The organism is Desulfosarcina widdelii, assembly GCF_009688965.1.
GTDB lineage: Bacteria > Desulfobacterota > Desulfobacteria > Desulfobacterales > Desulfosarcinaceae > Desulfosarcina > Desulfosarcina widdelii.
The window spans coordinates 1,423,831-1,437,953 of record NZ_AP021875.1; the positions used below are offsets into that span (position 1 = coordinate 1,423,831).

Here is a 14,123-nt window from a genome sequence, read left to right on the forward strand (position 1 = left end):
GGAACCGGGCGACCTCATCGGGCATTCACAGGCCCTTAAAACTAGTCTTGTCTCGTCCCTTCTTTTTTGACTGGTACAATGCGTTGTCGGCAGCGCTGATCATATTTTCCTTGTTGGTATGCGGCATCCCCTTTTCCCAGAGGGTTACCCCGAAACTCGCCGTAACATCGACATTCTTCCCGTCGAGTTCCATCCGCATTGAAGCGATCTGCTTACGAATACGCTCGGCAAGTGTGACAACGCCTTTCATCTCGGTCTCGGGGAGGATGATCGCAAACTCTTCACCCCCATAACGGGCGACCATATCGGATTCTCTTACGGTCAGCAGTGCGATTTCCGCGACTTTTTTAAGAACCCTGTCGCCCACCAGATGACCATGCACGTCATTGATTTTTTTAAAATGATCCAAATCGAATATGATCAGCGAAAGAGCGCGTTGGTAACGCATTGCCCGATTGACTTCCTTTTCCAGTTGCTCCTGAAAATAACGATGATTATAGAGCGCCGTTAATCCGTCACGGAACGCCATCTCACTGAGTTGGTTATTTGCCTTTTTCAGTTCAGACTTGGCCAGTTCCAACTCGCGCACCAACTGTTCGTAGGATAAATTGACCTTTCCCAGCTCCTCCTTGGCCTCGTAAAGGATCTCGGATAGCGGTTGCATGTCGCCGGGGTCGATATCGAAAAACGATATGATCTCAATGCTATGGGAGGCCACCTGATCCACCAGATCATTGATTTCGGCGGATTCGATGCCATAAAGGGCTCTGAAGGCGGATTTCACCTGATTCAATTTTTTTGAACTTTGGTCCCCATGGTAAAGCGATGAAAGCTTGTCCGAAAGGTTGAGGATTTCCGCAGCCGAGCCCTTGCCGTTGCCACCGACGCCGTTGAGGTGGTGACGGCCGATCGGTTCGTAAATGCTGCCCGGAAGTCCCCAATGGTTGAGCACTTCCATGCCGATTTCCTGGTGATCGAACCCGAAGATCTTTTTTTCAAGCTCGATTGCGGTCAATTCCGAATGCTTCTTTTCCTCCAGCACGATTAGATAATCTTTCGGGCTGCTCAAATACATGATGACGACACCGATATCCTGCAGCAACCCTGTGACAAAAATGTCGTCGCTTTTCTTTCCGACCAGGGATGCTATCAATTCCGCACTGACCGCTGCTGTCACGGATCTTTTCCAAAAGAAGTCAAAATCGAAGGAATCGTCGGAATCTGCATTCAACTCGTTGGCAATGACAAAAGAAAGAGCGATATTTTTCAATGCATTGAAGCCAAGAACGGTCAGCGCCCGTTGAATGGTATCGATCTTCGAAGGAATGGCGTACATGGGCGAGTTTGCCGCTTTCAACACTTTGGAAGTCAGCGCCGGATCTGCCATGATGATCCTCGACAACTCGTCGAATGACGTTTCTTCTTTCTTTACGGCCTCGATAATACGGACAGCAATTGCTGGCGGCGATGGTAGCTTGATATTACCGAAATCCTTATTCACAGCCGTCATGCTTTAGGTCCTTAAAATCTCGTCGGATACACGGGGTCACAAATGGGTTAACCGTAATGGAAGATCGAATTGCACAGAAGGTCGAAATGCCTATTGGTGAATATCGGTAGAAGTTACCACTTCTTTAAAAAAAACCTGCCGACCCTGTTTGTCTACCGCAGACGGCCTGAATGCCGCCGCCGGCCGCGAACCTTCTTTTTCCGAACCACTTCCAGGGAATCGTAAATCTTGACGCGGGCTTTGCGTTTCAAGTCCTTGATCGTCTTGGGATCCGGATCGTCTTGCATGGCCGTCAGACAGTCGGGACAAAGGGCTACCACGTTTTTGATGGAGTGTTCACCGCCGTGTTCCAGGGGGATGATGTGAAATGGATGCATTTCCGTCTGGCCGGACGCTGCGTTGCAATCCTTGCCGCAGTTCTCGCAGCGCATGCGGGATCGCCGCAGAACCGTTTCGAACACCTTTTTCTTGCGGTTAAAAGGTTCGGTGCCGTTGGCGGCCTCCTTCCACGGTTTTCCGGGAGCCGGTTTTTCGATGGAGTGCCGGGGGGCTGCCGGTTGGCGTCTAAAAGCACGCGCAGCATCGGAACGGGATGAAGATTTTCTTTGCGTTCGAAGATTGTCGGGTTCTGCCGATGCGTCTGAAGGGGACTTTTGGAGATCGGGTTCTTTTCTGCGCTTGCGGACAACGACCCTTTTGGAGCTGTCGCCTTGCGTACGGTTTTCGGACACCGATTTGAGCCACAAACTTTGGTTTTCTTTCTGCAAACGCTGTTTGAGGTCCTCGTAGGTTTCATCCGCGCTGAACTTGACGTTCATCTCGCGCAGCATCTGCTGAATTTCCAGTTTGCTCAGTTCCATCTTTGCTGTCACTCACTTTTTAAAATAACGGCGCTTTTTTATCAGCGTTGGAACCATGGGGACGCTGCCCCGCCGATCTCTTTTGACAAAGGGAAAAGTAACTACAACAACTGAATCCCGGATGCAATTCCTTTTTCGCGTTCCTTTCTAAAAGGTCCGCCACTGCATCGATTTTTAGGACATTGGTGCCTTCATACCTAACCCGCCAGAGATCCCATGTAAAGGCACGGCGCGCCGTGCGCTTATGAGAACCATTGATGCAAATATGAGACGGACGGCAAAGCTCACGGGAAACAGCATTACCCTACTCTCGATCATTCTGGCAGTCGAAAAATCCGCATTGCCGTTAAAGGATAACTCGAAAGACCATTGCGAAATCGATTGTATAAAAAAATGCACATATGCGAAAGCGCAGGGATGACAGGACGGGCGACTTTCCTCGGTTTCATCGGAATGATCTGGTCTCTTTTTCCCCTACCCCTAAAACAGTATTTTATTTTATAACAAAAAGTTAAACGCATATTCGCATAATTCCGGGTGGTGCCATCGCACCGTCTGGAAATTCAAAGAGATGTTCAAAAATCCCGGCGGCATGCGAATTGCTGCATTCGAATAAGGAAACGTCGATTTTCAGGTGCCTTCTTTTCAGAGTGCCTGCCGGAAGCGATCCTTTTCGGGATGTAGCGGCTGCAGGCGGCCCCGGAACCACCTGGTTCGTCAAATCGATGCAACACCATGAATGATTGGAGGATCTCATGCCAGATGCAACGATCTTGTTCAATATCACGCCGGTACCGTTTTTATCCGTGCTGGTGTGGATTTTTTTGAGCATCGCGGCCATGTATTTTGCCCGCCGTCCTTTTCACGACGCTATGGCCTCGCTGGGCCGGTTGATCCACAACGCCATGCGCTTGGCCGCCGCTTCGGTCAGGAGCGCCCAGGAGCGCCTGGACATCCGCAACCGGGAGGTGCTTCTGGCTGCGGGCATGGAACAGGCCGAACGCCGCACCGAACGTGAATTCGAGCGCATCGGCACGGCGGTTGATCGCAACCTGAAGGCGTATCCCCAGCTTCAGCGCCAACTGCGGGAAAACCTGCTCAAGCTGGAGGACGACTACAAGCAGAGCGCCGAAATCCCCCAGGGCCTCTCGGACTGGGTCAAGGTGATCGACGCCATCGCCGCCATCAAGCCCTCGGGCGATCCCATGGTGGCCAACATTCTCGAAGACATTCACAACACCCTGAAGGAGCAACACAAGATCGCCCTGGAGGGGCACCGCAAGGCGGTTTCCCAGCGTCACGGAATTCTCTCCCGCATGGTCCCCCAATGGCGTGCAACGGACAAGACCCTCAGCGGACTGGAAAAAGCCATCACCGATCTGACCGCCCGTTCCCAGGCGGTGGACCGCTGCATGGTCGACTATGAAACCGTTCGCACCCAAAGCGACGCCGCCGAACGTCAGCTTTCCTCCTCCTCGCTGACCCAGTTTTTCACCTCCGGCCTGGTATTGGGCGTGTTCATCATCGGCGCCATCATCAACTTCAACCTGGTGGCTCTGCCCATGTCCGAAATGGTGGGCGGCGCCAGCTATATCGGCTCCTTTCGCACCTCCGATGTGGCCGGCATGTTCATCGTCTGCCTGGAAGTGGTTGTGGGTATCTTTCTCATGGACGCCCTGCGCTTTACCCGTCTGTTTTCCGTCATCGGCTGTCTGGACGACAAGAAGCGAACCTGGTTCTTCTGGATCCTGCTGATCATGCTGACCATTCTGGCCGGTGTGGAATCCTCCCTGGCTTTCATGCGCGACCGCATCGCCGCTGACATGGAGGCTCTGCGCCAGAGCCTGGCCGGGATCGAACCGTCCGCCGTTGCGGCCAGCAAGATCCCCACCATCGGCCAGATGATCCTGGGTTTCATCCTGCCGTTTATTCTCACCACGGTGGCCATGCCCTTCGAAACCTTCATCTCGTCTTCACGGACGGTGCTGGGCATGGCCGCTTCCTGGGGATTGCGTGCCCTGGCCTTTTTTCTGCGGCTGGCGGGCAACCTGGGCTTTTACCTGGGCCGGCTGGTGGTCAACGTTTACGACCTGGTGATCTTCCCGGCCCTCTGGCTGGAGGCGCTGATCGCCCGCAAGATCGCTTCCACATCTGCTGAGAAGCATGCCGAACAGGATGAATCGGACAACCGGAAAACGCCCATGACCATGCTCGAGGAGGCTGCACCATGCAAAAAAACAAACGACTGATGCGTCTATCGCTGCTCGTTGTCGCCCTGGCGGCCATGGTGACGGCTGTGGCCGGATGCACCCAGAAAACCAATCATACCCGAGGGGTTTATATGCTGGTGGACACATCCGGCACCTATACGGACGAGTTGAACAAGGCCCGGGCCATCATCAACTACCTGCTGGGGACCCTCACTCCGGGGGACACCATGGCCATCGGCCGCATCGACACGGGCAGCTTCAGCGAAAAGGACATTGTCGCCAAGGTGACCTTCGACCAGCGGCCCTCTGTGGCCAACACCCAGAAACGCGCTTTCCAGAAAAAGGTGGCCGACTTCGTATCGAAGGTGAAAAGCAGCAGCCATACGGACATTTCCGGCGGCCTGCTCCAGGCGGTGGAGTATTTAAACGAGTCCGGATCCGGAGAAAAGTACATCCTGATCTTCTCCGATTTGAAAGAAGAGCTGGCCAAAGGCCATGTGCGCGACGTTCCCTTTCAACTGGACGAGTTCAATATCATCGCCCTGAATGTGACCAAACTGCGGGACGATATCCGCGACCCCAAACAATACATGCAGCGTGTGGAACAATGGCGGGCAAAAACGGAAGGCGGCGGCGGGAATTGGCGATTGATCAACGACCTGGAGCGGCTGGACAATATCTTTTCCTGATCGAAAAATAGCGTTCATCGATAAAAAAAAGCGCCCCATAGGGCGCTTTTTTTAAAAGACGAACTTTTTCTCCATCAGCTTCTTCTTCTGCTGGATGACGTATTCTTCCAATTCCTGTTCCAACACCGGATCGATGGGCGGCTTTTCATACCCTTCCAAACGTTTTTCCAGTATGCTCCGGGTTTGATCGGCCACACGGCGGGCGCCCTGGGTCGCCCAGGTCTGATAGTCGTCGCGGGTAAACAGGTACGGCTGATAGAGGCTGCGGCAGTGTTTGAAGGTGGTCGGATGGGTCAGGTAATTGCCGTCGCTGCCCATGCTCTTGATGGTATCGACATCAATGGATTCCACGTTGATGTCCATGGCCTTGAGCACACGCCGCAAGGTGCGGCACACCTCTTCGTCCATAATCCATTTTTCGAAGCTCATGGAGATGTAGGAGCCCAACTGGCCGCAGGCATGCAGGATGAAATTGGCCCCGTTTCTCACGGCGGTACTCATCATCAGGGTGCCTTCTGCAGCAGCCTGGGAGTCCAGGCAATGGGAATTGGTCAGCATGCCCCCGGTTCGGCAGGGGACCTTGTAGTGCCGGGCCAGTTGAATCACCGCAGAGGCCAACACCACAGCCTCGGGAGCGCCCACGGCCGAGGCCACGGTGCGCATATCCGACGGGGCCGACACCGATCCGTACACCACCGGCGTACCCTGACCGGCCAATTGGGCCAGAACAATCCCGCTCAATATCTCGGCGTTGGCCATAGCCAAAAGCCCCGGCAGCGACACCGGCCCGCTGGTGCCGGCCAGTACCATGTCCGTGATCACCAGCGGCTGACCCAACCGGGCCATGTCAATGATGATCTCGGCCATTTCCGGGCTGTATTTGAGCGGCGAAGCCGCATGCACGATGGCGGGCATGACCGGCTGCTTTTTCAATTGATCCAGGCCACCCCAGGCCAGGGCTGCCATGGCCACCGAATCCAGGGCCGCCTGACGAAACGTACTGGCCGCCAGAAAGGCTTTGTCGCACATCGTCAGGGTGGCCATCATCATGTCCAGATGGGCAATCTGGGAAGGCACGTCGTTGGGCTGAATCGTGAGGTAGCCATTCATGTCCAGCTGATCGGAGGTCTGTACGAGTTTGCAGCAGGTCAAGTAGTCTTCCATGACCGCAGGACGCCGCATTCCATCCGCATCTGAAACATTGGGCGCCCCTGCCGTGGGCAGAAAAACGAAATCGTCTTCTCCGATGGACACATTGTACTCGGGATTGCGGGCATGCACGACAAATCGCGACGGCACCGTCTCCAGGGCGCGCATCACCTCCTTTTCGGTGATGAACACCCGGGGATTGGTGACCGTGAAGCCATTGTCTCGAAATAGATCCAGGGCCTCCGGTGAATTGAATTTAACCCCGGTTTCCGCAAGGATCTCCATGGACGCATCGTGGATCAGATTGATCTCGTCACGGGAAAACACCTGCATGCGATCGCTCATCTGCACGTCTCCAATCGTCCCAAAAAATTTGCCACAATTTTTGCCATCTGCCTTTTTTTGCAGTGAAAGTCAATGCAATTCATTGCCGACCCAGCGTGATTCGTACATCATCGTCATAACAACCGGTTTTTCATCCAAGAAGCCAATTTGTCAGTTGAAATATCCCGCCAATTCAATTAGCTTAACGGCTTTAATGTTTATCGCTGCTGGGAAACCATTTAGGGCAAGTCGGAAAGGAAATCGCAAAATGAAAGGCAAACCGGTCGTTTCACCAATATACATGACAGCCACCTACAAATTTGACCAATCCGACGATCTGATCGATGTGGTGCAGAACCAAAGCGGGTACATCTACTCCCGCTGGGACAATCCTTCGGTGGTCGAGGTGGAAACCGCCCTGGCCGCTCTGGAAGGTTACGAACGCGCCCTTGGGTTCGGATCCGGCATGGCCGCCATCACCACCGCTATCATGTCCCATGTGAAGGCCGGCGACCGCATTGTCTCCACCCGGGAAATCTACGGGGGCAGTTTCGAACTGATGGACTCGATCCTGCCGCGCTTCGGCGTCGATGTCACCCTGGTCAATTGCTCCGACGTCGATACGATCCTGGCTGAAATCGACAAAGGATTGACCCTTTTGTACCTGGAGTCGCCCACCAACCCGTTGCTGCGGGTCGTGGACGTCCCCCGGCTGGCGGCTGCGGCCAAAGCCAAAGGCGCAACCGTTTTGCTGGATGGAACATTTGCCTCACCGGTAAACCAGCATCCGGCAGACTGGGGAGTGGACGTGCTGATCCACAGCGGAACCAAATACCTGGGCGGCCACCACGACGTGACCGCGGGATTCGTCTGCGGCAATTCGCCCTTCTCCGACCGAATCTGGGAATTGAGGAAACATTTCGGCGGGGTCATGGACCCCATGTCCGCCTTTCTCACACTTCGCGGCATGCAGACCCTGGAATTGCGCATCGCGCGGCAAAACGATAACGCCATGGCCGTGGCCCGATTCCTGGACTCGCATCCCAAAATCTCTACCGTGCACTACCCGGGACTCGCCTCGCATCCGGACCATGCCATCGCCGAAAAGCTCCTTTCTGGCTTCGGTGGCATGCTCAGCTTCGAGGTGGCCGCAGACTTCGACGGCACCAAAAGGGTCATGGACCGTCTGAAAGTCATCAAACTTGCCACCAGCCTGGGCGGCGTCACCAGCCTGGCCAATCAGCCCATGACCAACACCCACGTCTCCCTGAGCCCCGAAAACCGCGATAAGGCCGGGGTCAAGGAAAACCTGGTACGTCTTTCCGTGGGTGTCGAAGCGGCAAAACTTCTCATCGACGACCTGAACCAGGCCCTGGGCGCCATCGGATGATCCCTACAGAACGGTCGTTCCATTTTTCTGCGGGTAGCGAGTAGCAAATTGGAGAGAATTTTCCATGACACCGTCCGGCGACAGGCCACGAAAGCCATTCTGGATCCTGCCGGTAATCGTCTTTTCCCAGTTTGCCGGCACGTCCATCTGGTTTTCCGGTAATGCGGTCCTGACAGAACTGGTCCAGGCAGGGTCAGCGGGTTCTTCGCTTTCCGGATGGATTACCGGTGCCGTCCAGATAGGCTTCATCACCGGCACCCTGGTCTTCGCCTTTTTCTCCATTTCCGACCGATTCTCTCCCCGCCTGGTATTCCTGCTGTGTACGGTTGCCGGCGCCTTGTTTAATCTGTCGATCATTATTGCATGCACCAGCCTCGTCACTCTTTTACTCCTGCGTTTTGCTGCCGGATTTTTTTTGGCTGGAATCTACCCCGTGGGTATGAAGATCGCCGCCGGCTGGTATGAAAAAGGGCTTGGCAACGCCCTTGGATTTCTCATCGGCGCTCTGGTCCTGGGAACGGCCTTCCCTCACCTGCTGAAAGGCGGCTTTTCAGCCCTTTCCTGGCAGGCGGTCATGGCCGTCTCTTCAGGCGTTTGCCTTTTCGGCGGCCTGCTGATGGCCCTTTTGGTTCCGGACGGTCCATATCTTAAAACCGCCCCGGTCTTCGATCCCAGAGCGCTGACAGCCCTGTTCCGCCGCCGGTTGCTGCGCGCCGCGGCCTTGGGCTACTTCGGCCACATGTGGGAATTGTATACCCTCTGGGCCTTCGTTCCCGTTTTTCTGGGCGCCTACGCATCCCAGAACCCCGATGTCTTCTTGAATCTCCCGGTGTGGAGTTTTGCGATCATCGGCATCGGCAGTCTGGGCTGCATCGTCGGCGGAATGCTGTCCATACGCCATGGCAGTGCGGTGGTGGCCGCCGTACAGCTGGCCGTTTCCGGCCTCTGCTGCCTGCTCTCTCCTTTAATCTTTGCCCTTTCTCCGCAACTTTTCCTCTCCCTCATGCTGCTCTGGGGAATCACTGTTGTGGGCGATTCGCCGCAATTCTCGGCCATGGTGGCCCGCACTGCTCCCGGGGAACTGGTGGGCAGCGCCCTGACCCTGGTGAACTGCATCGGTTTCTCCATCACCGTGGTCAGTCTGGCCGTCGTTCAATGGCTGGCCACCGCCGTGCCGCTGCAATACCTGCTGATGGTTCTGGCAGTAGGCCCTGCGGCCGGCCTGATAGCAATGCGGCCGCTGTCTCGAAATAAAAAGTAGCGAGATTGGCGGGCGGCCTATTTTTCCAGCAATCCTTCACACCGCACTTCCACCCGACTCGGGATGTGTATTTTTTACCCGCATATTCATTTGAATAGGGAATATGTTTACAAATTACCCATCAATGGATAATTTTCAGGTAAGCTTTTTTAAAACCATACCCGCAGCCAAAGGGGGGAGTGTAACCAATGCGTCCATCCAAGGGGAGGGTCGGTGCCGGCATGCAAACGTCCCCGTGGATCATCCTGGGATCGACGATCATCCTGCTCGTTGCCGTGATCGTTTTCGCCGTCCAGAATTCTCATCGTGAGAAGCAGTATATGTCAGAAATCCTTACGGCAAAAGGCGCAGCACTGATTCGTGCCGTGGAGGCGGGAGCCCGCGCCGGCATGATGGGTATGATGTGGGGGGGAGAGCAGTTTCAGCTTCTGTTGGAAGAAACCGGTCGACTGCCCGACGTCCTGTATATGGCGGTCGTTGATCCCGACGGCATGGTGGTCGCCCACAGCGACCCGTCTAAAATCGGCACTTCGTTTCGCAAAGACCGAAAACTGATCCACCTGGGACCGGATCTGAAAGAGAACTGGGAACTGGTGGATCTGGATACCGGCGAAAAATCCTTCGAAGTCCATCGCCACTTCCGGCCCCTGTTCACGGAAAACGGCGCCGAATACAGCCACATGCGCCAAATGATGCACCGGCATCGGATGATGCCTGTTCCTCAGGACGATTGGCTGGCTTCGAACAAACAAGAGCAACGGCTTATCGTCGTCGGACTGGATGTGGAACCGTTTGAATCGGCCATGCGTGAGGACATTCGAACAACCGTGGTCATGTCTGCGATTGTCCTGCTCACCGGTTTCGCCGGCTTTGTTTCGTTCTTCTGGAGACGCAGCTATCGTGCGGCCAGACGATCACTGCAGGATACCAGCGCCTTTGCTGACGAGCTGGTCACCCACCTCCCCATTGGTCTTGTCGCCACGGATCAAAGCGGCCGCATCACCTTTTTCAATGCGGCCGCCGAAACCATCACAGGCTTGACGGCGGCGACGGTACGCGGGCGGCCGGCGCAAGATTTTCTGCCTGCCCATCTGTGCGGCCTGGATCAATGGTTCGACGAAGGAGAGCCCGTCAACGAGCGGGAAACCGAGTGCACGTTTGCCGATGGCCGTACCGTGCCGCTGAGCATCAGTGCGGCGCGGATCGTGAACGAAGTCGGTAAATTCGTGGGCGAGGTCCTGATTCTCAAGGATCTGCGGGAGGTGCGACGCCTGGAGGCCGAGGTCCGGCGCCAGGACAAATTGGCCGCCCTGGGCAAACTGGCCGCCGGTGTGGCCCATGAGATCCGCAATCCTCTGAGTTCCATCAAGGGCTTGACCACTTTTTTTGGTGATCAATTCTCCGAAGGCAGCGAAGCCAAATCCGCCGCCGGGGTGATGGTCCAGGAAGTGGATCGGCTCAATCGGGCCATTTCCGAACTGCTGGACTTTGCCCGGCCGACCGATCTGAAGCGCCAACCCACCGATATTGCACCCCTGCTGACCCGCTCCATCCAATTGGTCAACCAGGACGCCGCCAACCAGAAGGTACAGGTCGAGTTGGATCTCGCCGACGACATCTGCCAGGTCAGTGTCGATCCGGACCGGCTCAACCAGTGTCTGCTCAACCTCTACCTCAATGCGATCCAGGCCATGAGCAGCGGCGGCACGTTGCGGATTGGCTGCGACATGGAAGACGGCCGCAGCGTGCGCATCCGGATCAGCGACACGGGGCCGGGCATCGACGCCGACCATCTCGGAAAAATCTTCGATCCCTATTTCACCACCAAGAACAAAGGCACCGGACTGGGACTGGCCGTGGTGCATAAAATTATCGACGCCCATCAGGCCCATCTCCATGTGGAAAGCATCCCCGGCAAAGGGACGACTATGACCATCCGGCTTGCCTGTATCTCCGGCCTTGTCGAAAAGGAAGAAAGCCATGACCGCAAACCGGCTTAGCCGCATTCTGATTGTGGATGACGACCCTGGCCACCTGACCACCTTAAAGACGATCACCCGCAGTTGGGGATATGCCGTTGAAACCGCCGATGACGGTGATAGGGCCGTGGAACGGGTGACGACCGATCCGTTCGACCTGGTATTGATGGATGTTCGCATGGCCAAAATGGGCGGCATCGAAGCACTGGAACAGATCAGGTCGTACAACCCTTCCATCCCGGTCATTATCATGACAGCCTATTCATCAGTCGAATCGGCGGTAGACGCCCTGAAGGCCGGCGCCTACGACTACCTGATCAAGCCGCTGGACTTCGAAGTGTTGAAGCTGACGCTGGAACGGGCCCGGGAGCACGCCGGACTGAAGGCGGAAAACGAACTGCTCAAAAGGAAATTGCGGGCCGATCCGGACACCCCCAATATCATCGGCAAGAGCGCGGCCATGAGGGCGCTGCTGGAGATGCTGGCCATGACCGCACCGTCCGAGGCCACCGTCCTGGTCAACGGGGAAAGCGGCACCGGCAAAGAGTTGATCGCACGCTCGCTGCATGTCAACAGCCCCCGCAAGGATCAGCCCCTGGTGATCGTCAACTGTGCGGCCATCACCGAAACCCTTCTGGAGTCGGAGCTGTTCGGGCACGAAAAGGGCGCATTCACCGGGGCTGACAGGCGCCGCGAAGGCAAATTCATGCAGGCCGACCGCGGCACCATCTTTCTGGACGAGATCGCCGAGACGACACCGACCATGCAGGCCAAGCTGCTGCGGGTGCTTCAGCAAAAGGAAATTCAACGGGTGGGCGGTGAGGCGGTCATTCCGGTGGATGTGCGCATCGTGGCCGCCACCAATCGCGACCTCGAGGTCGAGGTGGCCGAGGGACGCTTCCGGGAGGACCTGTTTTATCGCCTCAACGTCATGCCCCTGAACGTGCCGCCTCTCCGGGAGCGCCTGGACGATATCCCCCTGCTGGCCGATTATTTTCTGAAACGTTATGCCGAGAAAAACCGCAAGCCCGTTAAGGGCTTTACCCCTCTGTCGATGGATATGCTGCTCAAGTATGACTGGCCCGGAAACGTGCGGGAACTGGAAAACGCCGTCGAGCGGGCTGTCATCCTCCTGACCGGCGACCACATCACCGAGAAGCAGTTGCCCTTGAATATCGTCAGGAAATACCCTGAACTGGATCGATCCGGGGCATCGGCGTCCCCACCGCCGGACGGCACCCGCTCGCTGGAAGAGATCGAGAGGGAGGCCATTACGGCCACCCTGCAGGCCACGGACGGCAATAAAAGCGAGGCCGCCCGGCGCCTGGGCATCACGCGCAAGACCCTGCACAACAAGTTGAAAAGCTATGGCATCGGATGACGGAGCCGACAGTCTATAGACGCCATCGACGGGCTGGCTATTTTTTACCCACCACTAATGGGTGTCCGGCCCAAGACTGTTTCTTTTTTACACGGTAAGTACCGATCCGGTCCGGACCATTATCATTTCCAAACCTCCCTCGAGAGCAGAAAAACCCTATAAAATCAATGCCTAATAACGAGAATGGGAAACCCTTCCGTCGTCTGGCACATGCCTTGCCATTACCATAACCAGAAATATGGTACCGCCTTGGCGGTGCGGATTCAAAGCTTAACGAACCTTGAAAGGAGAACGTCAATGAATATCAACAAAAAATCTACTTTTGGTTTGGCGGCTGTGCTTACCCTGGCAATCGCTGCTGTCGCTTTTGCGCACGGAAGTTCGGGGTATGGATCGCATATGGGCGGCTACGGCGGCCACATGATGGGACCGGGCTACGACGGCGGATACATGATGGGACCAGGCTACGGTAACCACATGAGGGGATGGGATTCCGATGACGGCCCGTATTGCCGCGGTCATGCCGCATGGGGCAACCTGTCCGACGAGAATGCGGCCAAACTGGAGGCATCCCAGGAGAAGTTCTACAGGGATACTCGGGAACTGCGCGATCGAATGGAAGATAAAGAAATCGCCCTGCGCAGTGAAATGAACAGGGATAATCCAGACCATGCCAAGGTCTATGAACTGCAAAAAGAGATTTCCTCTCTGCGCGCCGACTTCGACCAGAAGGCCCTGGCCCATCGACTGGAGGTCCGCAAGCTGCTGCCGGACAACTACCGGGGAAGCGGTTATGGCCATGGCCGCGGATATTGCTGGTAGGCTGCAAAGCTGCTCCGGGGTGGTCCATCCGCCCCGGACAGTCGATCTTTCGAGAAGAAAAGGAGGCTTCAATGAGCAGAAAAACCAGCACATTGTTGAGTCTGGGAATCTCCATCGCACTGATCGCGGGTACCATCTGGTTTCTGTTCGATCACCAGAACAGCTTCGGCTACGGCAATGGTCGCTGGATCATGCCGCATCACATGACCATAGGAGGTACTGGCATGGGAATCATCATGATTCTATTCTGGCTGGCCGTAATCGCAGCCATCGCGATGGCTGTTTCAGGCGCCGTTTCCGGCAGACAATCCTCGGACAGTCCCCGGAACCAGCGGCTGCCCGATGCGATGGAAATTCTTAAACGTCGATATGCCAACGGTGAGATCGATAAGCTGCAATACCAGGCCATGAAAAAAGAGCTGCAACACGACTGACGGCAGCGTGGGTTGATGCAAACGAAAGATGTCCCCGGACCTCCCACAGCCAGTCGACTGACGATGCCGTCCGACGATCGCATGAGACCATGTGAAAAAGACAAACCGACCCAG

The 14,123-nt window shown here is 55.9% G+C and carries 11 protein-coding genes; 8 read left to right on the forward strand and 3 right to left on the reverse strand.

Translation table 11 applies throughout. The features are described from left to right. Positions 1-25 precede the first annotated feature (25 nt). Entirely contained in the window at positions 26-1,510 is a 1,485-nt protein-coding gene (locus GN111_RS06615; RefSeq protein WP_155303001.1) for a sensor domain-containing diguanylate cyclase, read from the reverse strand. 152 nt (positions 1,511-1,662) lie between these two features. Further along, on the reverse strand, positions 1,663-2,370 hold the full coding sequence (locus GN111_RS06620) for an HNH endonuclease (RefSeq protein WP_155303002.1): 708 nt from the start codon (positions 2,368-2,370) through the stop codon (positions 1,663-1,665). Positions 2,371-3,125: 755 nt separating this feature from the next. Between GN111_RS06620 and GN111_RS06625 the strand changes: the two genes are divergently transcribed. Further along, positions 3,126-4,619 carry a hypothetical protein gene (locus GN111_RS06625; RefSeq protein ID WP_155303003.1) on the forward strand — a complete coding sequence of 498 codons (1,494 nt, stop codon included), beginning with the start codon at positions 3,126-3,128 and terminating at the stop codon, positions 4,617-4,619. Beyond that, a complete protein-coding gene (locus GN111_RS06630; protein WP_155303004.1) occupies positions 4,598-5,269 on the forward strand; it encodes a VWA domain-containing protein in 672 nt (223 codons plus the stop codon). Before GN111_RS06625 ends, GN111_RS06630 begins: the two co-directional genes overlap by 22 nt. Positions 5,270-5,320: 51 nt before the next feature. Here GN111_RS06630 and GN111_RS06635 read toward each other — a convergent pair whose 3' ends face one another. Beyond that, positions 5,321-6,763, reverse strand: a complete 1,443-nt coding sequence (locus GN111_RS06635) for a trimethylamine methyltransferase family protein (protein WP_155303005.1) — start codon at positions 6,761-6,763, stop codon at positions 5,321-5,323. Positions 6,764-7,010: 247 nt separating this feature from the next. Between GN111_RS06635 and GN111_RS06640 the strand changes: the two genes are divergently transcribed. The 6 genes from GN111_RS06640 to GN111_RS06665 all read left to right on the forward strand — a co-directional run bounded on the left by GN111_RS06640 (position 7,011) and on the right by GN111_RS06665 (position 14,009). After that, positions 7,011-8,132: a trans-sulfuration enzyme family protein gene (locus GN111_RS06640; RefSeq protein ID WP_170302168.1), complete on the forward strand. Its 1,122-nt coding sequence runs from the start codon at positions 7,011-7,013 to the stop codon at positions 8,130-8,132. 64 nt (positions 8,133-8,196) lie between these two features. Then, positions 8,197-9,393, forward strand: a complete 1,197-nt coding sequence (locus GN111_RS06645; RefSeq protein ID WP_155303007.1) for an MFS transporter — start codon at positions 8,197-8,199, stop codon at positions 9,391-9,393. Between the two features lie 221 nt (positions 9,394-9,614). After that, positions 9,615-11,393, forward strand: a complete 1,779-nt coding sequence (locus GN111_RS06650) for an ATP-binding protein (RefSeq protein WP_170302169.1) — start codon at positions 9,615-9,617, stop codon at positions 11,391-11,393. Beyond that, positions 11,374-12,753 (forward strand): sigma-54-dependent transcriptional regulator, encoded by a 1,380-nt coding sequence (locus tag GN111_RS06655; RefSeq protein ID WP_155303009.1) that lies wholly within the window; start codon positions 11,374-11,376, stop codon positions 12,751-12,753. The genes GN111_RS06650 and GN111_RS06655 overlap by 20 nt, the downstream gene beginning before the upstream one ends. A 297-nt stretch (positions 12,754-13,050) precedes the next feature. Beyond that, positions 13,051-13,575, forward strand: a complete 525-nt coding sequence (locus GN111_RS06660) for a Spy/CpxP family protein refolding chaperone (protein WP_170302170.1) — start codon at positions 13,051-13,053, stop codon at positions 13,573-13,575. Positions 13,576-13,646: 71 nt separating this feature from the next. Then, positions 13,647-14,009 carry an SHOCT domain-containing protein gene (locus GN111_RS06665; protein WP_197740506.1) on the forward strand — a complete coding sequence of 121 codons (363 nt, stop codon included), beginning with the start codon at positions 13,647-13,649 and terminating at the stop codon, positions 14,007-14,009. The last annotated feature ends 114 nt before the right edge of the window (positions 14,010-14,123 follow it).